A 23,779-nucleotide genomic window follows, 5' to 3' on the forward strand; every position below is an offset into this window, starting at 1 on the left:
GGTTCAGCTCTTGGCCGCGGTGGCCTTGGTCGCCTTGGCGGTCTTGGCCGCGACGGCCGGAGCGGCCTTGGCGTCGTCCGCGCCGGCCGGGTCCGCCGCGTCCGCCGTGTCGGTGGCCGTCTCGGCCGTGGCGGCCTCGGGACGGACGCCGACGCCCAGCTTCTCCTTGATCTTCTTCTCGATCTCGTTGGCGAGGTCGGGGTTGTCCTTCAGGAAGTTGCGGGCGTTCTCCTTGCCCTGGCCGAGCTGGTCGCCCTCGTACGTGTACCAGGCGCCGGCCTTGCGGACGAAGCCGTGCTCCACGCCCATGTCGATCAGGCCGCCCTCGCGGCTGATGCCCTGGCCGTAGAGGATGTCGAACTCGGCCTGCTTGAAGGGGGGCGCGACCTTGTTCTTCACGACCTTGCAGCGGGTGCGGTTGCCGACCGCCTCCGTGCCGTCCTTGAGCGTCTCGATGCGGCGGATGTCGATGCGCACCGAGGCGTAGAACTTGAGCGCGCGGCCACCGGTCGTGGTCTCCGGCGAGCCGAACATCACGCCGATCTTCTCGCGGAGCTGGTTGATGAAGATCGCCGTGGTCTTGGACTGGTTGAGGGCGCTGGTGATCTTCCGGAGGGCCTGGCTCATCAGTCGGGCCTGGAGACCCACGTGGGAGTCGCCCATCTCGCCCTCGATCTCCGCACGCGGGACGAGCGCGGCGACGGAGTCGATGACGATGAGGTCGAGCGCGCCGGAGCGCACCAGCATGTCGACGATCTCGAGGGCCTGCTCGCCGTTGTCCGGCTGGGACAGGATGAGGTTGTCGATGTCGACGCCCAGCTTGCGGGCGTACTCGGGGTCGAGGGCGTGCTCGGCGTCGATGAAGGCGACCTGTCCGCCGCTCTTCTGCGCGTTGGCCACGGCGTGCAGGGTCAGGGTCGTCTTGCCGGAGGACTCCGGGCCGTAGATCTCCACGACACGGCCACGCGGCAGACCGCCGACGCCCAGGGCGACGTCGAGGGCGGTCGATCCGGTGGAGATCACCTCGATCGGCTCCTGGGTACGGTCGCCCATGCGCATCACGGCGCCCTTGCCGAATTGGCGTTCAATCTGTGCGAGCGCGGCGTCGAGCGCCTTCTCGCGGTCGGTTCCTGCCATGGGTTCCACCCGGGGTGCTTGAGTCGATCGCTTCATGTGAAAGACGCTAACCCCTGCCACTGACAATGGGTCCTCGCGTCTCTCCGACCTGTGGACAACTCGCCGAGATGCCCGCGATTCCAAGGGCCGGAACCTTCATGAGAATAGATGTTCGATTTTCGTGTCAAGCGTGCCACGCCCGGCCTGTGGACAAGCTCCGGGCCGTCGGCGAGGCCGGGCCGCTCCGGCCTCACCGCCCCCGCCTCCCGCCCGCCCCGTCCTCTACCTCCCGCCCGCCCCGTCCCCGTTCCACGCCTCGTCGTGGCCCGGGCCCGCCTCCCGGTCGGCCCGCGACAGCGTCTCGCCGATCATGCGGGTGGCGAAGTCTCGGTCGCCGGCGATCCGGTTGATGTGCTCGGCCAGCAGGAGGGCGGTGGCCTCCAGGGCGGTCATCTCCTCCTTCGTCCAGTCCCCGTACTGCCGGCGCCAGAGGCTGGGGCTGAGGCCGGTGCCCGCCGCGATCACCAGCCCGGCCATGGTGGGGATCGCCTCGGGGCGGACGCTCCGGGGCATCATGCGCAGCGTGGCCACGAGGCTGGGGACCACGTACTCGATGACGTCCCGGTCGTGCTCCTCGTGGACCTGGCGCAGCCACTTCATGTAGATGAAGACGAGCGTGCAGGCGCCGTCCAGGAGGTCGTGGACGCCCTGCAGGTCCAGGGAAGCGGTGAGCTGGTCGAGCAGCTTCTGCTGCTCGGGGTCGGTCCCGGTCCTGCCGTCCTGGACGGCCCGGAGCCGGGAGTCGATCACCATGAGCGCCCCGTCCACATCACCGGCGGGGGCGTAGCGGGGGTCGCAGGGCGATGACACAGGCTTCCTCCTCGTAGGACCGCGTCGGCACGGTCAGTCCGTACGTTAGGAGGCTCATCGGACGGCTTCCGGCAGATCACCGGAAACGACCTTCAGACGACTGAAACCGCACCCGGCGCGTTGACCGGCGGAACCGCCGGGCACCCCACCCTCCCCGGCTCGCGGAGAGGCCCCGGGGACAGTCCTTCGGGGCGGTTCCCGGGGATCAGTTCCCGGCCGGCCCGACGGGCAGCAGTTCCGGGCGCTTGGCGGCCCGGCCGTCGCCGGAGGACCGGCCGCGCACGCGGCGGGCGATCCAGGGTCCGAGGAAGGATCCGGCCCAGGCGAGTTCGCCGGCGACGGCGCGCAGGCGTGGGGGAGCCGGGCGGGGCGGCAGCGGCCGGGCCCAGCCGCCGTCGCTGCCCGGGAGGGCGAGCGCGTCGGCGACGGCCGCGGCGATGCGCGCGTGTCCGAGCGGGGAGGCGTGCAGCCGGTCGGCGCTCCACAGCCGGGGGTCGGTGACGACGTCGTGGTGGGCGGTCTCGGCGACGGTCACCCCGTGCCGGCGGGCGGCCTCCCGGATCCGGTCGTTGAGGGCGTGGACACGGGGCGCGAGGGGCCGGGCCAGCGGGGTGATGCGGCCGACGTCGGGGAACGTGAGAGTGGCCACCCGGGCGCCCTGACCGGTCAGGGCGGCGAAGACGGCCTCCAGGTGCCCGGCGGTCTCGTCGGCGTCGAAGCCCGGCCGGAGCAGGTCGTTCACGCCGGCGACGACGGTGGCGAGGTCGGGCCGCAGGGCGAGGGCCGCAGGGAGCTGTTCCGCCCGCACGGCGCCGGCCAGGCGGCCCCGCACGGCGAGGTTGGCGTACCGGACGCCGGGGTCGGTCCGGGCGAGGTGCTCGGCCAGCCGGTCGGCCCAGCCGCGCAGCCCGGAGAGGTCGTCCCCGTCCCCGACGCCCTCGGTCTGGCTGTCGCCGAGGGCCACGTACCGCCGGTATTCCTGCACGCTCATCCGCCGGCCACCTTCTCCTGTTTCCTTACCCAACCCGCTACCTATTCAACTCTTTTACTATAAGGGGAGCGGGCGGCCCGCGGGCCCCCTCCCGCCTATCCTTCGTCCCATGCGCCTCCCGCCCCGGACCGCCGACGCCCTGATCGCGGGCCTGGTCCTCCTCCTGGTGACGGCCTGGACGCTGATCTCGGGGTGGCACGTCCACGAGTCCGCCCCGCGCGCCGCGCTCGGCTGGGCCCTCGTGCTCGTCGGCTGCGGCGCCCTCGCCCTCCGGCGCGCGTGGCCCGTCGCCGTCGCCGTCGTCACCCTCCTCGCGTGCGTGGCCTACTACCCGCTCTCCGAGCAGGACGGGCCGCTCATGATCGCCTTCGCGCTGGCGCTCTACACCACGGCCGCGGAGGGCCGTTTCGCCGCCGCCGTGGCGCTCGCCGCGGTCACCCTGCTCGCGGTCGGCCTCGGCGAGGCCCGCCAGCGGCCGGGCCACCGCCAGATCGACGAGACCGCGCTCGTGATGCTCGCCGGCTGGCTGATCAGCCTGGTCGCGGTCGGCCGCGCCCAGCGCACCCGGATCGCGTACCTCCACGAGGTGGAGCAGCGCGCCCTCGCCGCCGAGCGCGAGCAGGAGGCCCGGGCCCGGCAGAGCGCCACCGAGGAGCGGCTGCGGATCGCCCGCGAACTCCACGACGTCCTCGGTCACACCGTCTCCCTCATCAACGTGCAGTCCGGCGCCGCCCTGCACCGGCTCGCCAAGCGCCCCGACCCCGAGAGCGCGCTGACGACCGCTACGGAGGCCCTGACGGCGGTCCGCACCACCAGCAAGGACGCCCTGCGGGAGCTGCGCGCCACGCTCGGAGTGCTGCGCGGGGCCGACGGGGCCGCGCCCACCGCCCCGCCCGCCTCCGGCCTGGCCCTCCTCGGCGACCTGACGGCCCGGGCCCGCGCCGCCGGACTGGACGTGCGCGTCCGCGTCACCGGCACGGCCGTCCCGCTGCCGCCGCCCGTGGACCTCGCCGCGTACCGCATCGTGCAGGAGTCGCTCACGAACGTGACCCGCCACTCGGGCGCCTCGGTCGTCACCGTCACCCTGGACTGGGCGGCGGAGACCGGCACCGTACGGATCCGGATCGCGGACGACGGCGGCGGCGCGCGGCCGGACCCCGTCGCCCCCGGCGGCTCCGGGACGTCCGGCGGCAGCGGCGTGCGGGGGATGGCCGAGCGGGCCCGCGCCCTCGGCGGGACGCTCACCGCCGGACCGGCCGGCGGCGGCTTCGCCGTCGACGCCGAGCTCCCCACGACCCTCGCCCCGCAGGAAGGGAAGCAGCGATGATCCGCGTCGTGCTCGCCGACGACCAGACCCTCGTCCGGGCCGGCTTCCGGTCGATCCTCTCCGACGAGGAGGACATCGAGGTCGTCGGCGAGGCCGGGGACGGCGCGCAGGCCGTCGCCCTCGCCGCCGGACTCAGGCCGGACGTCGTCCTCATGGACATCCGGATGCCCGTGCTCGACGGCCTGGAGGCCACCCGCCGCATCACCGCCGATCCCCGGCTCGACGCCGTGAAGGTCGTCATCCTCACCACCTTCGACGAGGACGAGCACGTGTACGGGGCGCTGCGCGCCGGGGCGTCCGGGTTCCTCGTCAAGGACACCGAGCCGATGGAACTGCTGCACGCGGTGCGGGTCGTGGCCCGCGGCGACGCGCTCATCGCGCCGGCGGTGACCCGTCGGCTGATCGCCGAGTTCGCGGGGCGCGCCGACCCGTCCGGCCGCCGGCCGGACCCCGCCGGGCGCCTGGACGCGCTCACCGAACGCGAGCGGGAGGTCCTGGGCCTGGTCGGGGCGGGGCTGTCGAACGACGAGATCGCGGGCCGCCTGGTCCTCTCCCCCGCCACCGCCAAGACCCACGTCAGCCGGATCATGACCAAGCTCGGGGTCCGGGACCGGGCCCAACTGGTCGTCCTGGCCTACGAAACGGGGATGATCACCCCCGGCTGGCTGGCCTGACGGACCCGTACGGACGCCCCCGCCCCGGGGTCACCCCTAAGGGGCCGGGGCCGCCCGGATCAACTTTCGTGGTACTCCGGGGAGGCACCTGTCACCCGAGGATGTACGGCACCGGCCGGCGATTGTCACCCCTGGTCAGATGTGGGGCAGGGGGCCGTCCGCGCATGCTGGCGGAGTGCATCAGGACGTACTCGATCTCGCGCGGCTGCAGTTCGGCCTCACCGCCGCAGGCCACTTCCTCTTCGTCGCCCTCACCCTGGGCCTCGGCACGATCGTCGCCGTCCTCCAGACCCGCGCCACGCTCGGCCGACGCCCGGAGGACGCCCGTCAGGTCCGCTTCTGGGGCCAGCTGTACGTGATCAACTACGCGGTCGGGATCGTCACCGGCCTGGTCATGGAGTTCCAGTTCGGCATGGCCTGGAGCGGCCTCACCCACGAGGCGGGCAACATACTCGGCGCCTCCCTGGCCGTGGAGACGCTCGTCGCGTTCTTCGTCGAGTCCACCTTCCTCGGCCTGTGGATCTTCGGCTGGCACCGGCTCGGCCGCTGGGCGCACCTCGCGACGATCTGGGTCGTGGTGCTGACCGCCTACCTCTCCGCGTACTGGATCCTCGTCTCCAACGGCTTCCTCAACCATCCGGTGGGGTATGGCTCCGAGGACGGCGCGCTCGTCCTGACCGACCCCGCCGCGGTCCTCACCAACCCGGCCGCGCTCCTCCCGCTCGCCCACATCCTGTCGGGAGCCCTCCTCACCGCGGGCTTCCTCATGGCGGGGATCAGCGCCCACCACCTCTTCCGGCGGACGGCGGAGGCGGACTTCTTCCGGCGGAGCCTGCGGACCGGGGTGTACGTCGCGGCGCCGGCACTGCTGGCGGCGGCGGTCAGCGGCGGGCTCCAGTTCTCCGCCCTCGCTTCGTTCCAGCCGATGAAATCGGCCGTCTTCGGAGGACAGGCCGCCGAGGTGGCCCGGGTGCAGGCCGAGTTGACGACCCGGTTCGGCCCCGGCGACTACATACCGCCGGAGGGCTGGACCCGGGGCGGCGGCCTGGTGATGCTGATCTCCTTCGGCCTGATGATGTACCTCTGCTTCGCCGGAGTGATCCTGGCCGCCTTCCGGAAGGCCGTCCTGCGCTTCCGGCTCTGGCACCTGGTCCTGATGGCCTCCGTGCCGCTGCCTTACCTCGCCATGACCGGCGGCTGGGTCTTCCGCGAGGCCGGCCGTCAGCCCTGGGTGGTGTACGGCCTGCTGCGGACCGAGGACGCCGTCTCGGACCTCTCCCCCGGCACGATGCGGCTCTCGCTGGCCGTGTTCGCCACGCTCTTCCTGCTCCTCGCCGTCCTCAACGGCTGGCTGATCGCCCGGCACGCCCGCCGGGGCCCCTCCGATCCGGGCCTCGGCCGGGACGAGCGCGCCGTGGAGGAGCCCCCGCCGACCCCGGCCGCGCCCCTGACCCGCTACTGACCCGCCCCGCCCCGCTCCGCCCCGTCTTCGGCACGAGGAGAACCGTGGAAACCCTGGCCGTCTTCCTGCTCGCCTGCTGTGCCACCGGCTGGTTCGTCCTCGCCGGCACGGACATCGGCAGCGGCATGCTGCTGCCCTGGCTCGGCCGCGGCGACGCCGAGCGCAGACTCGTCCTCGCCTCCTTCGCCCCCTTCTTCCTGGGGAACGAGGTCTGGCTGGTCGCCACCGCCGGCGTCCTCGTCGGCTGCTTCCCCGCGCTGGAGGGCGAGCTCCTGAGCGGTCAGGCGCCCGTCCTCGTGGTGCTGCTGGCCGGGTGGATCGTGCGGGACGCGGGGCTGTGGTCACGGGGCCGGGGGCCGGGGCCCCGCTGGCGGGCGGCCTGCGACACCGCCGTCACGGCCGGCAGCTGGGCGGTCGCGCTGTCCTGGGGCCTGCTGCTCGCGGCCCTCCTCGCCGGCAGACCGTACGAGCCCGCGACCGGGCCCGTCGCCGTGGTGGCCGCGCCGGCCGTCGCCGCCCTGTTCGCGGCGCACGGCCTCGGCTTCGCCTCGCTGCGGCTCACCGGCGCCCCGTACCAGCGGGCCCGCCGGCTGGTCGGGCGGGCCGGGCGGCCCTGGCATCCGCTCGCCCTCACCGCCGTCCTGCTGGGCGGACTGCCGCTCTGGGCGGGTGCGGCGCTGCCGCTGGCCGAGCGGGCGGCGGCGCCCGGGACGCTGGCCCTGCTCGTCCCTGCGCTGGCCGTGGTGACCCCGCTGCTCGTCGCGGTCCAGGCGTGGGTCTGGTACCTGTTCAGGGGCCGCGTCACCGGCCCCTCGTACCTGTGAGCCGGGCCGTCACGCCTCCTCGGAGCCGCCCGAGGCGTCCTTCTTGTGCTGGAGGGCCTTCTGGAGCCGTGCCACGACCGCCTCGCCGTACCGCCGGTGACCGTGCACCCGCGGGTCGTCCATGACGTCGTACCGCTTCACGTACGCCCCGAGGAACGCCTGGAGGGTGGCCACGGCGGGGATGGCGATCAGCGCGCCGACCGCGCCGAGCAGGGCCGTGCCCGCGATCACCGAACCGAAGGCCACCGCCGGGTGGATGTCGACCGTCTTGGAGGTGAGCTTCGGCTGGAGGACGTAGTTCTCGAACTGCTGGTAGACCACGACGAAACCGAGCACCCACAGGGCGTACCAGGGGTTCACGGTGAAGGCGATCAGCATCGGCAGCGCACCGGCCAGATAGGTGCCGATGGTGGGGATGAACTGCGAGACCAGACCGACCCAGACCGCGAGCGCGGGGGCGTAGGGCACGTCCAGGATCTCGAAGAGGACGAAGTGCGCGACGCCGGAGATGAGGGCCATCAGGCCGCGCGAGTAGAGGTAGCCGCCGGTCTTGTCGACCGCGATCTCCCAGGCGCGCAGCACCTCGGCCTGCCGGGCGGGCGGCAGGACGGAGCAGAGCGCGCGGCGCAGGCGGGGACCGTCGGCGGCGAAGTAGAAGGCGAAGAGGAAGATCGTCAGGAGCCGGAAGAGCCCGCCGAGGACGGTGGCCGAGACGTCGAGGACCCCGGTGGCACTGTTCTGCACGTACTTCTGCAGCCAGTCCGAATTGAGCACGCTGTCCTGGACCTCGACCCGGGAGAGCTCGGTGTGGAAGGTCTGGTTGATCCAGTTGATCAGCGAGTCGAGGTACTTGGGGAAGTTCTCGACCATGTCGACGATCTGGCCGGCGAGCATCGAGCCGAGCAGCACGACGAAGCCGATGCCGAAGACGAGGACGCCGAAGAAGACGAGGAAGGTGGCGAGCCCCCGGCGCATCCCGCGCGCCGCCATGCGGCCGACGGCGGGCTCGATGGCGAGCGCGAGGAAGAAGGCGAGCAGGATGTTGACGAGCAGGCCGACGAGTTGGTGGAAGGCCCAGTCGCCGAGCTGGAAACAGGCGTAGAGGGCGAGGGCGAGGACCATCGCGCGGGGCAGCCAGCGAGGCATGCGCGCCCCGGGCGCCGCGGGGGTGGCGGGGAGCTCGGAGGGCGGCTGCCCTCCGGAGCCGGCGGCGGGGACGCCGGGCGACGCGCTCGCGTCGGGCGTCGTGCTCCGGGCGGCGGGCGTCGCGGGTGTCTTCCGGGCGGTCTTCTCGGAGGTGTCGTCAGTCGGGGCCACCCCGCCAGTCTCGCGCACCCGGCGGGCGATCCGCCCGGGTCCCGGCGGATCGCCCCAGGAGGGCGGTCAGCGCTTCTCGGCCGGGACGTCCATGGCGCCGCAGACCACCCGCCACACGTCCTTCGCCTCCCAGCCGGCGTCCAGCGCCTCGTGGACGGTCCGGCCGCCCAGTTCGGACAGGACGTGGTCCCGGGCGAAGGAGTCCGCGTACCCGGAGCCGAAGTGGTCGGCCATCCGCTGCCAGAAAATCGTCAACCGCATGACATCAGTATCCCGCTCCCAAGAGTGCAGCCCGGCCGCCGGGGCTTGCCACCGCGCGGTTCCGCCCTACGGTCGGAACATGGCCGAAAAACCCCTCCTTTCCCCGCCCTCTCCCCCGGCGGCCCCCGGGTCGCCGCTGGCCCGCGCCGAGCGGTTCGTCTGGCTGACGGCCCGCGTGCTCGAACAGCGCCGTTTCGCCTACCACTTCCTGCGCGGCGGCGCGGACCCGGTGGAGGCCGCCCTGACCGCGTACCTCGACGAGGACGGCGGTTACGGCCACGGCCTCGAACCGGACCTGCGGGGCCCGGTCAGCCAGCCGCTGCACACCGCGCACGCGCTGCGGGTGCTGGACTCCATCGGGCGCTGCGGCGGACTGCGGGTGGAGCGGATCTGCCGCTATCTGACGGCGGTCTCCACGCACGAGGGGGCGCTGCCGGCGATCCACCCCTCCCAGCGCGCCTATCCGTCGGCGCCGTTCGTGCCGGTCGTCGACGATCCGCCCGGGGAGCTGCTCTCGACCGGCCCGGTGGTCGGCACGCTCCACCGCAACCAGGTCTGGCACGCCTGGCTGTTCCGGGCCACCGAGTTCTGCTGGACGGCGGTGGAGTCGCTGGAGAAGTCCCATCCCTACGAGGTGCAGGCGGCGGTCGCCTTCCTCGACTCGGCGCCGGACCGGCCACGGGCCGAGGCGGCGGCCGACCGGCTCGGCCGGCTGGTGCGCGAGCAGCGGCTCGCCGTCCTGGACCCGGACCGCCCGGAGGATTTCCCGGTGGCCGACGGGTACGCGCCGGGCGAGCACCACTATCCGCACGACTACGCGCGCGTGCCGGACTCGCTCGCCCGGGGCTGGTTCACCGACGAGGAGCTGTCCCGCTCGCTGGACCACCTCGCCGCGGAGCAGGCCGAGGACGGGGGCTGGCCGATCCGGTGGCGGGCCTGGGCCCCGGGCTCGTCCCTGGAGTGGCGGCCGATCGTCACGATCGAGGCGCTGCGCACCCTGCGCGCCTACGGACGTCCCCTGGACGGCTGATCCCGGTCCCCCGCGCGCGGGGGACCGGTCGGCCGGCTTCCGTGCGCCTCCGGCTCAGCCGCCCAGGGCCCGTACCCCCGCGGTCACCACGACGGCGGCGCCCACGACGACCAGGAAGGGCGCGCGCAGGACGAGGGCGAGCGCGGCGGCGGCCACGCCGGCGGCCCGGGCGTCCACGGCGAGGGACGTGCCGGTGGCGAAGGTCTGCTGCGCGGTGAGTGCCGCGAGCAGGGCGACGGGAAGGAGGGCGGCGAGCCGCTGGACGAGCGGCCGCTCCAGGGTCTGGGCCGGGACGAGCAGACCGGTCAGCTTGACCAGGTAGCAGCCGGCGACGGTGAGGCCGATCGCGATCCAGACGTGGGTGCTGTCCATGCCGTTCACCGGGTCGCCTCCTCGTCCGTGGCCCGTTCCTGCCGCGCCCTGCGCCCCTGGAACCAGAGGACGGCCGGGGCGGCGAGCGCCGCGACCAGCACGGGGACGCCTGCCGGGAGCACGGGCAGCAGGCCGAGGCCGAGGACGACGGCGATCCCGGCGGTGGCCCGCTCGGTCGCGGTCCTCAGCATCGGGGCGAGCAGCGCGAGGAAGACGGCCGGACCCGCGGCGTCCAGTCCCCAGGCGGCGGTGTCGCCGATGGCCTCGGCGCCGAGTGCCCCGAGCAGCGTGGTGAGGTTCCACAGGACGTAGAGGGTGAGCCCGGTGACGGTGAAGCCGATCCGGGCGGACCTGCGGTCCGGCTGGGCGAGGGCGACGGCGGTGGTCTCGTCGATGACCCACTGCGCGGCGAAGGGCTTCGCGGACCTCGGCAGGGCGAGGAGCTGGGAGAGGCGCAGTCCGTAGAAGGCGTTGCGGGTGCCGAGGAAGAAGGCGCCGGCGGCGGCCGTGAACGGGTTCCCTCCGCCGGCCAGGGCGCCGACGAGGGCGAACTGCGAGGCGCCCGTGAAGACGAGCAGGCTGAGCGCGCAGGTCTGGAGGAGGGTGAGTCCGGCGCCGGCCGAGGTCACGCCGAAGGCGAAGCCGGAGAGCCCGACGGCGATGCCGACGCCGAGCGCGTCCCGGACCACGGCCGAGTCGGGCTTCCGCGCTCCGGCGGCACCGGCCGGGCCGCTCCCGGCCGTACCGGCGGGCGGGTCCTCACGTATGCCCCGCGTGGCGGGGTGTGCTGTCTGTTCTGCCACGCGTCCGACGTTACGGAGCGGCCGGCGGCGGGTCTTGTACGTTCTTGCGCACCAGGCCCCGGGCCCGCTGGTAGGCGCCGGGCGGGACGCCGACGCTGCGGGTGAAGTGGCGGTTCAGGTGGGGCTGGTCCGTGAAGCCGACGGCCACGGCTGCCTCGGCCGGCGGCGTCCCGGCGTCCAGGAGCCGCCGGGCCCGTCGCACGCGCGCGTCCGTGAGCCAGGTGTGCGGCGGCATGCCGTACTCGGCGCGGAAGGCCCGCAGCAGGGCGAAGGGGCTGGTGCCGAGGTCGGCGGCGAGCCGTTCCAGGGTGGGCGGCCGGTCCATCCGCTCCTCCAGGACGGCACGCGCGCGTGCCACGTCCCGGGCCCCCGCGCCGCGGGGCGTGAGCGGGCGCAGCCGGCCGCCGTGGCTGCGCAGCATCCGCGCGGTGACCAGCCTCAGCAGGCTGTCGGCGGCGAGCGCGTTGCCCTCCTCGGCGGCACGGTGCACGCCGATGACGAGCTGGGCGGCGCGGGGGTCGTCGACGACGGGCTGGGTGAAGCCGACCGGGCCGCGGACGGCGAGGACGTCGGCGGCGATGGACCGGATGAGCTCCGGGTCCGGGTAGATCGTGCGGTAGGTCCAGCCCTCGGGGACGCCGGCGTGCCCGGTGTGCATGGTGTCCGGGTTCACCAGGGCGATCTGTCCCGGGCCCGCCTGTACCAGCTCGTTCCGGTAGTGGAACGCCTCGACGCCCTCGGTGATCGCGGCGTAGACGAAGGTCTCGTGGGTGTGGCGGGAGAAGGTCTTCTCGATGTAGTGGGCGTGCAGCAAGTCGACCCCGGGCAGCTCGGCGTACTGCCAGTACCGTGCCCGCTCGCCCCTCGCCATGTCTCCATTCTGCGTCGGCCCCGCACCGGCGACGACCGGGTGTCCACAGGCCAGGACGGCGCGGGCCGCGGTTTTCCACAGGTCCCGGCGGTTGTCGGTGGCCGGGTGCACGATGGGGGGCATGGTCACGTCCGCGCTCGAAGACTTCTCCCCGGCCACCCGCGGGTGGTTCACCGGGGCGTTCACCGCGCCCACCGCCGCCCAGGAGGGCGCCTGGCGGGCCATCGGCGCGGGTTCGGACGTGCTCGTCGTGGCGCCGACCGGTTCGGGCAAGACCCTCGCCGCCTTCCTCGCCTCCCTGGACCGGCTGGCGTCCGCGCCCGCCCCGGCCGAGCCGAGGAAGCGCTGCCGGGTGCTGTACGTCTCCCCGCTGAAGGCGCTCGCCGTGGACGTGGAGCGCAATCTCCGCTCGCCGCTGACCGGCATCCGCCAGGAGTCCGTCCGCCTCGGGCTCCCCGAGCCGGACGTCCGGGTGGGCATCCGGTCCGGCGACACCCCGGCCGCCGAGCGCCGTGCGCTCGCCACCAAGCCCCCGGACATTCTGATCACCACCCCGGAGTCGCTCTTCCTCATGCTGACCTCGGCCGCCCGGGAGGCGCTGGCCGGCGTGGAGACGGTCATCCTGGACGAGGTCCACGCGGTCGCCGGCACCAAGCGCGGCGCGCACCTGGCCCTCACCCTGGAGCGGCTCGACGAGCTGCTGCCCCGCCCCGCGCGCCGGATCGGCCTGTCGGCCACGGTCCGCCCGGTCGACGAGGTCGCCCGCTTCCTCTCCCCCGGCCGCCAGGTGGAGATCGTGCAGCCGCCCTCGGGCAAGGAGTTCGACCTCTCCGTCGTGGTGCCCGTGGAGGACATGGGCGAGCTGGGCGGCTCCCCCGCCTCCGAGGGCGAGAGCGGCGGCGACAAGCCGTCGATCTGGCCGCACGTCGAGGAGCGGATCGCGGACCTCGTCCAGTCCCACCGCTCCACGATCGTCTTCGCCAACTCCCGGCGCCTCGCCGAGCGGCTCTGCAACCGGTTGAACGAGATCGCCTACGAGCGGGCGACCGGGGAGCCCGCCCCCGAGGGGGCCCCACCCGCCGAGATCATGGCCCAGTCGGGCGCGGCCAAGGGCGCGCCGCCGCTGCTCGCCCGCGCCCACCACGGCTCGGTGTCCAAGGAGCAGCGCGCCCAGGTCGAGGAGGACCTGAAGGCGGGCCGGCTGCCCGCGGTGGTCGCCACCTCCAGCCTGGAGCTCGGCATCGACATGGGCGCCGTCGACCTGGTCGTGCAGGTCGAGTCCCCGCCGTCGGTGGCCTCCGGCCTCCAGCGCGTGGGCCGCGCGGGGCACCAGGTCGGCGCCGTCTCGACGGGCGTGGTCTTCCCCAAGTACCGCGGCGACCTGGTGCAGGCGGCCGTGGTCACCGAGCGGATGCGCTCGGGCTCCATCGAGTCGCTGCGGATCCCGGCCAACCCGCTGGACGTGCTGGCCCAGCAGCTGGTCGCGATGGTCGCCCTCGACACCTGGCAGGTGGACGACCTGCTGACGGTGGTGCGCCGGGCCGCGCCCTTCGCCTCCCTGCCCGAGTCGGCCTTCACGGCCGTCCTCGACATGCTCGCGGGGCGCTATCCCTCGGACGCCTTCGCCGAGCTGCGCCCGCGCGTGGTGTGGGACCGGGTCGCGGGGACGGTCACCGGCCGGCCGGGCGCGCAGCGGCTCGCGGTCACCTCCGGCGGCACCATCCCCGACCGGGGCCTGTTCGGGGTGTTCCTGGCCGGCGCGGACCCGAAGAAGGGCGGTGGCCGGGTCGGCGAGCTCGACGAGGAGATGGTGTACGAGTCGCGGGTCGGCGACGTCTTCACGCTGGGCACCACCTCCTGGCGGATCGAGGACATCACCCGCGACCGGGTCCTGGTGTCACCGGCGCCCGGGGCGCCGGGCCGGCTGCCGTTCTGGAAGGGCGACCAGCTGGGCCGTCCGCTCGAACTGGGGCGCGCGGTCGGCGCGTTCCTGCGCGAGCTGGGCGCGCTCGGCGAGGAGGACGCCCGGCTGCGGCTGCGCGCGGCGGGTCTGGACTCCTGGGCCGCGGACAACGTCCTGGCGTACCTGGGGGAGCAGCGAGAGGCCTGCGGCCACGTGCCGGACGACCGCACGATCCTGGTGGAGCGGTTCCGCGACGAGCTGGGGGACTGGCGGGTCGTCGTCCACTCCCCCTTCGGGGCGCAGGTGCACGCGCCGTGGGCGCTGGCGCTGGGCGCCCGGCTGGCCGAGCGGTACGGCATGGACGCGCAGGTGATGCACGCGGACGACGGCATCGTGCTGCGCCTGCCCGACGCCGACCTGATGGGCCTCGACATGGGGCTCGACCTGCTGGACCACGAGCCGGTCGACCCGGGCCGCCACCAGGACGCCGCGTACGACGCCGACCAGGCGCCGGTGGGCGCGGCGGACGCGGTCTTCGACAAGGGCGAGGTGGCGCAGATCGTCACCGACCAGGTGGGCGGCTCCGCGCTGTTCGCCTCCCGTTTCCGGGAGTGCGCCGCCCGCGCCCTGCTGCTGCCGAAGCGGAACCCGGGGAAGCGGACCCCGCTCTGGCAGCAGCGCCAGCGGGCCGCCCAGCTGCTCCAGGTGGCGAGTGAGTTCGGCTCGTTCCCGATCGTCCTGGAGGCCGTCCGCGAGTGCCTCCAGGACGTCTTCGACGTCCCCGGCCTGACCGAGCTCATGGGCGACATCGAGGCCCGCCGGGTCCGCCTCGTCGAGGTCACCACCCCCGAGCCGTCCCCCTTCGCCCGCTCCCTGCTCTTCGGCTACGTGGCGCAGTTCCTGTACGAGGGCGACTCCCCGCTCGCCGAGCGCCGGGCGGCCGCGCTCTCCCTGGACTCCCGGCTCCTGGCGGAGCTGCTGGGCCAGGCGGAGCTGCGCGAGCTGCTCGACCCCGAGGTGCTGGCCGAGCTGGAGCGGGAGCTCCAGTGGCTCACCGAGGACCGGCGGATCAAGGACTCCGAGGGCGTCGCGGACCTGCTGCGGGTCCTCGGGCCGCTGACCGGCGCCGAGCTGGCCGCTCGGGGCGCCGAGGAGGGCTGGGCGCGCGAGCTGGCCCGGTCCCGGCGCGCGATCGCGGTGCGGATCGCGGGCACCGAGCACTGGGCGGCGATCGAGGACGCCGGCCGGCTGCGGGACGCGCTGGGCACGGCGCTGCCGGTCGGCGTCCCGGAGGCGTTCACCGAACCGGTGAAGGACCCGCTCGGCGATCTCCTCGCCCGGTACGCGCGCACCCACGGCCCCTTCACCTCCTCCCAGGCCGCCGCCCGCTTCGGTCTCGGCGCCGCCGTCACGGACGGCGCGCTCCAGCGGCTCGCCGCGGCGGGCCGGGTCGTCCAGGGCGAGTTCCACCCCTCGGGCATCGGCCAGGAGTGGTGCGACGCGGCCGTCCTGCGCCGGCTGCGCCGCCGCTCCCTGGCGGCCCTGCGCCACGAGCTGGAGCCGGTGCCCCCGGCGGCCCTGGCCACCTTCCTGCCCCAGTGGCAGCACCTGGGCGGCAGCGGTCTGCGCGGGATCGACGGCCTGGCGCGCGCGGTGGAGCAGCTCCAGGGCGCGCCCGTGCCGGCGTCGGCCCTGGAGAAGCTGGTCCTGCCGTCCCGGGTCCGGGACTACTCCCCGGCGATGCTCGACGAGCTGACGACCACCGGCGAGCTCGTCTGGGCCGGGGCGGGCTCGCTTCCCGGCAAGGACGGCTGGGTCTCGCTCTACCTCGCGGACGCGGCCCCGCTGCTGCTGCCCCCGCCGCACCCGCTGGAGCTCACCGCGCTCCACGAGTCGGTGCTGACGGCCCTGGCCGGGGGGTACGGCCTCTTCTTCCGGCAGATCGCCGACCAGGTCCGGATCACCACCCACCCGGACGCGACCGACCCGCAGCTCGCCGACGCCCTGTGGGACCTGGCCTGGTCGGGCCGGCTCACCAACGACACCCTGGCGCCGCTGCGCTCCCTCCTCGGCTCGGGCCGCACCGCGGGCTCGACCGCCCACCGGGCCCGGCGCACGGTGCCGCGCGGCCGGTTCGGGGCGCTGGGCACCACCCGCCCGGCCTCCCGGTCTGGCCCGCCGACGGTCTCGGGCCGCTGGGCGCTGCTGCCGCCCGCCGAGCCCGAGCCGACCCATCGGGCGCACGCGCTGGCCCGCACGCTCCTGGACCGGCACGGCGTGGTGACCCGCGGCGCCGTGGCCGCCGAGGGCGTGGAGGGCGGTTTCTCGGCGGTCTACCGGATCCTGTCCGCCTTCGAGGACAGCGGCCAGGCGCGGCGCGGCTATGTGGTGGAGGGGCTGGGCGCGGCCCAGTTCGCGATGGACGGGGCCGTGGACCGGCTGCGGGCGGCGGCGACCGCCCGGGACCGGGGAGCGGAGGCGGGAGCCGGTCCGCGCGCGGTGGTGCTGGCCGCCGCCGACCCGGCGAACGCGTACGGCGCCGCCCTGCCGTGGCCGGAGTCGCCGGCCGGCGCCGGTCACAAGCCGGGCCGCAAGGCGGGCGCCCTGGTGGTCCTGGTCGACGGCGAGCTGACCCTGTACGTGGAGCGCGGCGGCAAGTCGGTGCTGTCGTGGCCGACGGAGCCGGACGCGCCCGCGCTGACGGCGGCGGCCGGAGCCCTGGCCGAGGCCGCGCGGGCGGGCGCCCTGGGCACGGTCACGGTCGAGCGCCTCAACGGCGCGACGGCCCTGACCTCTCCCCTCGCCCGCCCCCTGGAGGCCGCCGGTTTCCTGGCCACCCCGCGCGGCCTGCGCCTGAGACCCTGATGAACGGCCCCACCACGAACGGACCCCCGACGGACGGGCTCACTACCTACGGAAGGACCCCCGACGGCCGGACCCACCAGGAACGGACGACCCGCCGAACGGGCCCCCGACGAACGCACCCACTACCTGCGGAAGGACCCCTGACGGCCGGACCCACCACGAACGGGCGACCCCCGGCGAACGGCCCCACCGCGGCGGGCTCCCGGAAAGCGGCATGATGGCTCCATGCCCGAAGGAGACACCGTCTGGCAGGCCGCCCGTCGGCTGCACGCCGCACTCGCCGGGCGGGTGCTGACCCGCGCGGACCTGCGGGTGCCCCGCTTCGCGACCGCCGACCTCACCGGCCGCGCGGTCCTGGACGTCACCCCGCGCGGCAAGCACCTCCTGACCCGGATCGACGGCGGGCTCACCCTCCACTCGCACCTGCGGATGGACGGCGCCTGGAAGGTGTACGCGACCGGGGAGCGCCCGCGCGGCGGCCCCGAGCACCAGATCCGCGCCGTCCTCGGGAACGAGGAGCACACCGCGTACGGCTACCGCCTGCCGGTCCTGGAGCTGATCCGTACCGCCGAGGAGTCCAAGGTGGTGGGGCACCTCGGCCCGGACCTCCTGGGTCCGGACTGGGACCCGGCCGAGGCGGTCCGCCGGCTCCTGGCCGACCCGGGCCGCACCCTCGGCGAGGCCCTGCTCGACCAGCGGAACCTGGCCGGCATCGGCAACGTGTACAAGTCGGAGCTGGCCTTCCTGGCGGCCTTCACCCCGTGGCTGCCGGTCGGCGAGCTGCCCGCCGACGTGCCACCCCGCCTGATGGCGACCGCCCACCGCCTCCTGGAGGCGAACAAGGAGCGGCCCGACCGGCGCACCACGACGACCCGGCGCCCCCGCACCCCGCTGTACGTCTACGGGCGCGAGGGCCGTCCCTGCCTGCGGTGCGGGGCCGCCGTCCGCAAGGCGGAGCTGGGCGACCGGGTCACCTACTGGTGCCCGGGCTGCCAGACCGGCCCGGCGGCGGAGTCCTCCGATCCGCCCCCGCACCACAATTGACGATCCGTCAGATCCAGTCGTACGGTCCCGGCATGGACCTCTCGGCGTACGACCTCACCGGCCGCACCGCGTTCGTGACCGGCGCCGCGAGCGGCATCGGCCGCGCCAGCGCCGTCCTCCTCGCCCGGGCGGGCGCGTCCCTCCACCTGGCGGACCGCGACGAGCCGGGCCTCGACGAGACGGCCGCCCTGATCTCCCGCGAGGGCGGCACGGCCCGCGTCCACCCCCTCGACGTGACCGACCGGTCCGCGCTCGCCACCGCCGTCGACGCGGCCGGCCCGCTCCACGTGATGGCGGCGGTCGCCGGGATCATGCACACCGGCACCGTCCTGGAGACCCGCGAGGAGGACCTCGACCGGGTCCTCGCCGTCAACTTCAAGGGCGTGCTCCACGCCTGCCAGGAGGCGGTCCGGTCGATGATCGCCTCCGGCACCCCGGGGTCCATCGTCACCATGGCCTCGGGCGCGATGGACACCGCGAGCCCCGGACTGCTCTGCTACAGCGTCGCCAAGGCGGCCGTCGTCCAGCTCACCAAGACGCTCGCGGTCGAGGCGGGCCCGCACGGCATCCGGGTCAACGCGGTCGCGCCCGGCTGGATCCGGACCCCCATGACGGACCGTCACGAGCCGGCCGCACAGGAGCAGGCCGAGGCCGCGATGGTCCGTCACTCACCGCTGCGGAGGGTCGGCGAGCCCGAGGACATCGCCCACGCGGTCCTCCATCTCGCCTGCGACGCCTCCTCGTTCACGACGGGGCAGATCCTGCGCCCGAACGGCGGCGTCGCCATGCCCTGGTGAGGCGCGCCGGCCGGGAGGAGGCGGCCACGTGCACCGGCAACAGGCTCAGCCCCCAGCCGCCCGCGGCCACCGCCCCCTCGACCGGTCCGGCCTCACCCGGAACCAGCAGCAGGCGCAGCACCGCCCACCACCAGAGCCCCCCGACCACCAGCCCGACCGCGATCAGCGTGAGCGTCACCAGCGGAACCCGTCGCCGTACCATGGCCGCCTCCTGCGTTCGACGCTAGACCGGCAGGATCACCCTGCGGGAGGGCGCACCGGTGTCAGCCCCGGCGCGCACCCCGCGCACGATCCGGCGGACGCCCCCGCGCGCGGGACACCGCGCGCCCCGGACGCCACCCCGGGGACCGCCGCGGGGCTCGCCGCCGCGCACCCCGCACGTCACCTCGCCCCCGGATCCGGGCATCGCCACGCCGGCCGCCTAGGCGCTCTCGGCCTGGAACATCCAGGAGTGCTTCTCGAGGTCGGCCGTGAGGGAGATGAGGATGTCCTGGCTGACGGGGTCGGGGTCACCGGTGGCCTCGATCCGCTCCCGCATCCGGGTGATGACCGCGTCGAGCGAGGTCACCAGGATCCCGACGGCCTCCGCGTCCTTGATCCAGCCCTCCGGCACCGTGCCGATCGCGCTGGTGGAGGCCACCGTCGCCGCCCGTCCGTCGGGGTTCACCCCCATCGCGGAAGCCCTCTCGGCCACCGTGTCGGAGTGCAGCCGGGCGGTGTCCACCACCTCGTCCAGCTGCAGGTGGACGGAGCGGAAGCGCGGCCCCACGACGTTCCAGTGCACCTGCTTGGCGACCAGCGCCAGGTCGAGGAGGTCGACCAGGGCGCCCTGGAGCGCGTTGCCGACCGTCTTGAGGTCGGCGTCGGACAGCGAGCTCTTCACGACAGACATACAGGTTCTCCCACCAGTCGTACGTATCCCCCACCATGGCACGCCTGTCCGGAAACCGACATCTCAAACAAAAAGCCCCAAAATCCTGACGACCTCACGGCGAAGCCCCGGTCGGCACCCCCTGCGGGGCATCGACCGGGGCTTCGTCCCGTTCGGAATTTCAGGCGGCGACGACGTCCACGGCCTCCGCGGGCGCCTTGATGGTCACCCGCTCGGTGGGCACACCGGCCACCGACGTCACCGACACCGAATTGAGCATCGGACGGACCGGCGACGGCACCGGTTCGCTGGAAGCTGCCGACTCGGCCAGTTCGGCCAGTGACAGCTCGTCGCTCACTTCGCGCATGAGCTCGGACATCCGTACGTCCAACGCGTCGCAGATCGCGGAGAGCAGCTCGGAGGAAGCCTCCTTCTGCCCCCGCTCCACCTCGGAGAGATAGCCGAGCGAGACTCGGGCGGACGAGGAGACTTCGCGCAGAGTACGGCCCTGGCGCTGGCGCTGCCGACGCAGCACGTCACCCAGCAGGCGACGGAGCAGAATCATCGGTGGCTCCCTCCTCGGACCGCGTAGCCGCATCCTTCACGCCCCACCGTACCGCCTCGCGCCGCGGCCGTGCGGGGAGCGATGTCGTGTTCACTCAGGGCTGCAAACATCAATTCCCCCCGTTCTGTTCCGTATCCTGTGCCCGCGCATTTCCCGAGAGTTCCGCGTGGAGCAGTTCCAGTACGCTCCGCACACTCTCTCTACGAATGTCCGCGCGGTCGCCGTTCAATCTCAACGACACCACTTTCCCGGCCGCCGCGCCTGTCGTGGCGGGCCCGGCCACCGCCACGTAGACGGTCCCGACGGGCTGCCCGTCCTGCGGATCGGGCCCCGCGACCCCGGTCGTCGCGATCCCCCAGTCGGCGCCGAGCCGGTCGCGCACACCCCGCGCCATCTGCACCGCGACCTCGGGATCCACCGCCCCGCGCTCGCGCAGCAGGCCGGCCTCCACCCCGAGCAGCCGGTGCTTGAGGGGGGTCGCGTAGGCGGTCACCGAGCCGAGGAAACCGCGGGAGGCCCCGGGCACCCCGGTCAGCTCTGCGGCCACCAGTCCCCCGGTGAGCGACTCGGCGGCGGCCAGCGTCTGCCCGCGCTCCGCGAGCAGGCCGAGGACCCGGGCCGCCACGCTCATCGCGCCGAAGCCTCCGGCGCCTCCGCGCGGGCGGCGGCCCGCTCGGCCGCGAGCCCCCGCCGTCTCAGCACGACCGCCTGTCGCACATAATCCAGACCGGTGACGACGGTCAGCACGACCGCCACCGCCATCACCCAGAAGCGCAGCGTCGCCAGCGGGCCGGTGAGCATCAGCACGTACATGCCGACCGCCGTGCCCTGGGCGAGCGTCTTCATCTTGCCGCCCCGGCTGGCGGGGATCACCCCGTGCCGGATCACCCAGAAGCGCATCAGCGTGATCCCCAGCTCACGCGCGAGGATCACTCCGGTGACCCACCAGGGCAGGTCGCCGAGGCCCGAGAGGCAGATCAGCCCGGCCGCCATGATCGCCTTGTCGGCGATCGGGTCGGCGATCTTCCCGAAGTCGGTGACCAGGTTGTACGTTCGGGCCAGATGTCCGTCGAAGACGTCCGTGATCATGGCGACGGCGAACGCCGCCCACGCCCAGGCCCGCCAGGCCGGGTCGTGCCCGCCGTCCTGGAGCAGCAGCACCACGAAGGCCGGCACGAGGACGAGCCTGATCATGGTGAGGATGTTGGCGATGTTCCACACGCTGACGGGGTTCACGGCCGCCACGCCCAGCTTGCCGCGAGGCGCCGGCCTGCCGGTCCCGCCCGTCGCGGATGCCGGGACTCCGGTCATCTGCCCACCTCCTCGACACACTCCGCCACGAGGTCGACGCCCTCGGTGTCCACGACCTTCGCCCTGACCATACGGCCCGGGGCCAGGCCGGGGCCCGCGCCACCACCGTCGACGAGGTAGACCTGTCCGTCCGTCTCCGGAGCCTGGTGGGCGGCGCGGCCGATCCAGCCGTCCTCCTCGTCCTCGGACTCCACCAGTACCTCCAGCATCTCCCCGATCCGCTCCTCCGCGCGCTGCGCGGTGAGCTCCTCGGCGAGCCGGGAGAGGTGGGCGAGACGCGCGTCCACGACCTCCTGGTCGAGCTTGTGCTCGTACGTGGCGGCCTCGGTGCCGTCCTCGTCGGAGTAGCCGAAGACGCCGATGGCGTCGAGCCGGGCGTGGGTGATGAAGCGTTCCAGCTCGGCGAAGTCGGCCTCGGTCTCGCCGGGGAATCCGACGATGAAGTTGGACCGGGCACCGGCCGTCGGGGCCTTCTCGCGGATGGTGGCGAGCAGGTCGAGGAAGCGGTCGGTGTCACCGAAGCGGCGCATGGCGCGCAGCACGTCGGGGGCGCTGTGCTGGAACGACAGGTCGAAGTAGGGCACGACCTTGTCGGTGGAGGTCAGCACGTCGATCAGGCCGGGCCGCATCTCGGCCGGCTGGAGGTAGCTGACCCGGACGCGCTCGATGCCGTCGACGGCCGCGAGCTCGGGCAGCAGGCCCTCCAGGAGGCGGATGTCGCCGAGGTCCTTGCCGTACGAGGTGTTGTTCTCGGAGACCAGCATGACCTCCTTCACTCCCTGCTCGGCGAGCCAGCGCGTCTCGTTCAGCACGTCCGAGGGACGGCGGGAGACGAAGCTGCCGCGGAAGGACGGGATGGCGCAGAAGGAGCAGCGGCGGTCGCAGCCGGAGGCCAGCTTCACGGAGGCGACGGGGCTGCGGTCCAGACGGCGGCGGAGGGGGGCGCGCGGGCCGGAGGCGGGGGCGAGGCCGTCGGGCAGGTCGCCCGGGACGTTCTGCGGCTCCTCGACGGCTCCGTGGCCCGGCAGGGCGACCTCGGCGGCGGCCTGCTGGCGGTCGACCGGGGAGAGCGGGAGGAGCTTGCGCCGGTCGCGCGGGGTGTGCGCCTCGACGCTGCCACCGCTGAGGATGGTCTGGAGGCGGTTGGAGATGTCGGAGTAGTCGTCGAAGCCGAGCACTCCGTCGGCCTCCGGGAGGGCCTCGGCCAGCTCCTTGCCGTAGCGCTCGGCCATGCAGCCGACGGCGACGACGGCCTGGGTGCGGCCGTGGTCCTTCAGGTCATTGGCTTCGAGGAGCGCGTCGACGGAGTCCTTCTTGGCGGCTTCGACGAAGCCACAGGTGTTGACGACGGCGACGTCTGCGTCCTCGGCGTTCTCGACGAGCTCCCAGCCGTCCGCTGCCAAGCGGCCTGCGAGCTCCTCCGAGTCCACCTCGTTACGGGCGCAGCCGAGAGTGACAAGGGCGACGGTACGGCGTTCGGGCATGGGCTCAAGACTACTTCGTCCCGGACGCGACCCCGTCGCTCAGGGTTCACCTGCGCGACGGAGGTCACACCGGGCGCTCCCGTCCCGGGACGGGTCAGCCCGCCTCGGGGTCGCCCTGGGTGTAGCTGAGGCGCTCCACCTGGCCGTCCTCGAACTTCTCGGAGACCTTCTTGCCGTTCACGTAGAGCTCGATCGCGCCCGCGTTGCCGAGGACGAGGTCGACCTGCTCGTCGTCCTGGAAGGTCTTGGTGTCGCCTTCCTGGAGGAAGCCGTCGAAGAGCATCTTGCCGTCGGAGGCCTTGGCCGAGATCCAGCTCTTGCCGTCGGCGGTGAGCCGGACGGTGACCTTGTCCGCCGGGACCGCCGCGATGGCGCTCCCGGTCGGCTTGGGGGCGGGCTTGACCGGCTTCGGCTTGGCGGCGGAGGTCGCCTTCTCCGGGGCGGGTGCCGGACCGCCCTCGGCGGCCGTGGTCCCCTTCGGCTCCTCGGCGCCGTTGAACATCGTGAAGCCGACGAACCCGACGACGGCGACGATCGCCGCGACCATGGCCGCGGTCCAGTTGGGCCGCCGGGGCTCGGGGCGGATACGTTCCGCCTCGAAGAGCGGCGCGGCGGGGGTGGGCGAGGGACGGCCGCCGTGCTCGGCGTCGTACCGCTCGATCAGCGGCGCCGGATCGAGCCCGACGGCACGGGCGAGCGTGCGGATGTGACCGCGCGCGTAGACGTCTCCGCCGCAGCGCGAGAAGTCCTCCTCCTCGATGCCGTGCACGATCGGGATCCGGACACGGGTGGAGGCGCTGACCTCTTCGACGCTGAGGCCGGCGGCGATGCGGGCCTGCTGGAGGGTACGGCCGATCGGTTCCCGGTCGTCTGACGGGAACGTCCGGTCGTCTTCGGGGGAGTTGCCGATGGACACGAGAGCGCCTTTCGAGCGTGTAGCCACCTGCTGGACGTTCAGTCTATGGGTGGTACGAAAGGGTGGGGCAACCGGGCGGGTGCGGTTTGTACGCCATGAGGTTGT

General features: G+C 73.9%; 23 protein-coding genes. 8 read left to right on the forward strand and 15 right to left on the reverse strand.

Features of this window, described 5'->3' with window-relative positions; all coding sequences use genetic code 11:
- Nucleotides 1-3: 3 nt before the first annotated feature.
- From recA to ACF1ED_RS17450, 3 genes are all read right to left on the reverse strand, one after another.
- Nucleotides 4-1,137: a recombinase RecA gene (recA, locus tag ACF1ED_RS17440; RefSeq protein WP_391761279.1), complete on the reverse strand. Its 1,134-nt coding sequence runs from the start codon at nt 1,135-1,137 to the stop codon at nt 4-6.
- A 261-nt stretch (nt 1,138-1,398) separates the two neighbouring features.
- Nucleotides 1,399-1,986: a hypothetical protein gene (locus tag ACF1ED_RS17445; protein WP_391761281.1), complete on the reverse strand. Its 588-nt coding sequence runs from the start codon at nt 1,984-1,986 to the stop codon at nt 1,399-1,401.
- A gap of 205 nt (nt 1,987-2,191) precedes the next feature.
- Nucleotides 2,192-2,977, reverse strand: a complete 786-nt coding sequence (locus ACF1ED_RS17450; protein WP_391761283.1) for an SGNH/GDSL hydrolase family protein — start codon at nt 2,975-2,977, stop codon at nt 2,192-2,194.
- A 109-nt stretch (nt 2,978-3,086) separates the two neighbouring features.
- Between ACF1ED_RS17450 and ACF1ED_RS17455 the strand changes: the two genes are divergently transcribed.
- From ACF1ED_RS17455 to ACF1ED_RS17470, 4 genes are all read left to right on the forward strand, one after another.
- Nucleotides 3,087-4,304: a sensor histidine kinase gene (locus ACF1ED_RS17455; RefSeq protein WP_391761285.1), complete on the forward strand. Its 1,218-nt coding sequence runs from the start codon at nt 3,087-3,089 to the stop codon at nt 4,302-4,304.
- Nucleotides 4,301-4,978, forward strand: a complete 678-nt coding sequence (locus ACF1ED_RS17460; RefSeq protein ID WP_391761287.1) for a response regulator — start codon at nt 4,301-4,303, stop codon at nt 4,976-4,978. The genes ACF1ED_RS17455 and ACF1ED_RS17460 overlap by 4 nt, the downstream gene beginning before the upstream one ends.
- Nucleotides 4,979-5,153: 175 nt before the next feature.
- Nucleotides 5,154-6,440 carry a cytochrome ubiquinol oxidase subunit I gene (locus tag ACF1ED_RS17465; RefSeq protein ID WP_391761289.1) on the forward strand — a complete coding sequence of 429 codons (1,287 nt, stop codon included), beginning with the start codon at nt 5,154-5,156 and terminating at the stop codon, nt 6,438-6,440.
- 44 nt (nt 6,441-6,484) lie between these two features.
- Nucleotides 6,485-7,264, forward strand: coding sequence for a cytochrome d ubiquinol oxidase subunit II (locus ACF1ED_RS17470; RefSeq protein WP_391761291.1), 780 nt, complete (start codon nt 6,485-6,487; stop codon nt 7,262-7,264).
- A 9-nt stretch (nt 7,265-7,273) separates the two neighbouring features.
- Here ACF1ED_RS17470 and ACF1ED_RS17475 read toward each other — a convergent pair whose 3' ends face one another.
- On the reverse strand, nt 7,274-8,410 hold the full coding sequence (locus tag ACF1ED_RS17475; RefSeq protein WP_391761344.1) for an AI-2E family transporter: 1,137 nt from the start codon (nt 8,408-8,410) through the stop codon (nt 7,274-7,276).
- Between the two features lie 237 nt (nt 8,411-8,647).
- Nucleotides 8,648-8,842: a DUF3046 domain-containing protein gene (locus ACF1ED_RS17480; RefSeq protein WP_391761293.1), complete on the reverse strand. Its 195-nt coding sequence runs from the start codon at nt 8,840-8,842 to the stop codon at nt 8,648-8,650.
- A gap of 79 nt (nt 8,843-8,921) precedes the next feature.
- On the opposite strand from ACF1ED_RS17480, the gene ACF1ED_RS17485 reads away from it, so the two are divergent.
- On the forward strand, nt 8,922-9,872 hold the full coding sequence (locus ACF1ED_RS17485; RefSeq protein WP_391761295.1) for a hypothetical protein: 951 nt from the start codon (nt 8,922-8,924) through the stop codon (nt 9,870-9,872).
- Nucleotides 9,873-9,926: 54 nt separating this feature from the next.
- Here ACF1ED_RS17485 and ACF1ED_RS17490 read toward each other — a convergent pair whose 3' ends face one another.
- Genes ACF1ED_RS17490 through ACF1ED_RS17500 form a run of 3 tightly spaced genes read right to left on the reverse strand, consistent with a single transcriptional unit; the run spans nt 9,927 to nt 12,041 of the window.
- The gene (locus tag ACF1ED_RS17490; protein WP_391761346.1) at nt 9,927-10,244 is read right to left on the reverse strand and encodes an AzlD domain-containing protein; all 318 of its coding nucleotides are present in this window, start codon (nt 10,242-10,244) and stop codon (nt 9,927-9,929) included.
- 5 nt (nt 10,245-10,249) lie between these two features.
- The gene (locus ACF1ED_RS17495) at nt 10,250-11,047 is read right to left on the reverse strand and encodes an AzlC family ABC transporter permease (protein WP_391761297.1); all 798 of its coding nucleotides are present in this window, start codon (nt 11,045-11,047) and stop codon (nt 10,250-10,252) included.
- A 10-nt stretch (nt 11,048-11,057) separates the two neighbouring features.
- On the reverse strand, nt 11,058-12,041 hold the full coding sequence (locus tag ACF1ED_RS17500) for an AraC family ligand binding domain-containing protein (protein WP_391761299.1): 984 nt from the start codon (nt 12,039-12,041) through the stop codon (nt 11,058-11,060).
- On the opposite strand from ACF1ED_RS17500, the gene ACF1ED_RS17505 reads away from it, so the two are divergent.
- From ACF1ED_RS17505 to ACF1ED_RS17515, 3 genes are all read left to right on the forward strand, one after another.
- Nucleotides 12,040-16,686, forward strand: coding sequence for a DEAD/DEAH box helicase (locus ACF1ED_RS17505; RefSeq protein WP_391761301.1), 4,647 nt, complete (start codon nt 12,040-12,042; stop codon nt 16,684-16,686). The genes ACF1ED_RS17500 and ACF1ED_RS17505 overlap by 2 nt on opposite strands.
- 225 nt (nt 16,687-16,911) lie before the next feature.
- Nucleotides 16,912-17,730: a DNA-formamidopyrimidine glycosylase family protein gene (locus tag ACF1ED_RS17510; RefSeq protein WP_391761303.1), complete on the forward strand. Its 819-nt coding sequence runs from the start codon at nt 16,912-16,914 to the stop codon at nt 17,728-17,730.
- 32 nt (nt 17,731-17,762) lie between these two features.
- Nucleotides 17,763-18,527, forward strand: coding sequence for an SDR family NAD(P)-dependent oxidoreductase (locus tag ACF1ED_RS17515; protein ID WP_391761305.1), 765 nt, complete (start codon nt 17,763-17,765; stop codon nt 18,525-18,527).
- On the opposite strand, the gene ACF1ED_RS17520 is transcribed toward ACF1ED_RS17515, so the two are convergent.
- From ACF1ED_RS17520 to ACF1ED_RS17550, 7 genes are all read right to left on the reverse strand, one after another.
- Nucleotides 18,475-18,729, reverse strand: a complete 255-nt coding sequence (locus tag ACF1ED_RS17520) for a hypothetical protein (RefSeq protein WP_391761307.1) — start codon at nt 18,727-18,729, stop codon at nt 18,475-18,477. The genes ACF1ED_RS17515 and ACF1ED_RS17520 overlap by 53 nt on opposite strands.
- Nucleotides 18,730-18,948: 219 nt before the next feature.
- A complete protein-coding gene (locus ACF1ED_RS17525; RefSeq protein WP_391761309.1) occupies nt 18,949-19,419 on the reverse strand; it encodes a DNA starvation/stationary phase protection protein in 471 nt (156 codons plus the stop codon).
- Nucleotides 19,420-19,579: 160 nt separating this feature from the next.
- The gene (locus ACF1ED_RS17530) at nt 19,580-19,963 is read right to left on the reverse strand and encodes a helix-turn-helix domain-containing protein (protein ID WP_200428463.1); all 384 of its coding nucleotides are present in this window, start codon (nt 19,961-19,963) and stop codon (nt 19,580-19,582) included.
- A 109-nt stretch (nt 19,964-20,072) separates the two neighbouring features.
- Nucleotides 20,073-20,594 carry a CinA family protein gene (locus ACF1ED_RS17535; RefSeq protein ID WP_391761311.1) on the reverse strand — a complete coding sequence of 174 codons (522 nt, stop codon included), beginning with the start codon at nt 20,592-20,594 and terminating at the stop codon, nt 20,073-20,075.
- Nucleotides 20,591-21,274: a CDP-diacylglycerol--glycerol-3-phosphate 3-phosphatidyltransferase gene (gene pgsA, locus ACF1ED_RS17540; protein ID WP_391761313.1), complete on the reverse strand. Its 684-nt coding sequence runs from the start codon at nt 21,272-21,274 to the stop codon at nt 20,591-20,593. Before pgsA ends, ACF1ED_RS17535 begins: the two co-directional genes overlap by 4 nt.
- Complete coding sequence (gene rimO / locus ACF1ED_RS17545) at nt 21,271-22,758, reverse strand: 30S ribosomal protein S12 methylthiotransferase RimO (RefSeq protein WP_391761315.1); 1,488 nt, start codon at nt 22,756-22,758, stop codon at nt 21,271-21,273. Before rimO ends, pgsA begins: the two co-directional genes overlap by 4 nt.
- A gap of 94 nt (nt 22,759-22,852) precedes the next feature.
- Nucleotides 22,853-23,674 (reverse strand): helix-turn-helix domain-containing protein, encoded by an 822-nt coding sequence (locus ACF1ED_RS17550; protein WP_391761317.1) that lies wholly within the window; start codon nt 23,672-23,674, stop codon nt 22,853-22,855.
- Nucleotides 23,675-23,779 lie beyond the last annotated feature (105 nt).

It is taken from the genome of Streptomyces sp. NPDC014656, assembly GCF_043084305.1.
Classification (GTDB): Bacteria; Actinomycetota; Actinomycetes; order Streptomycetales; family Streptomycetaceae; genus Streptomyces.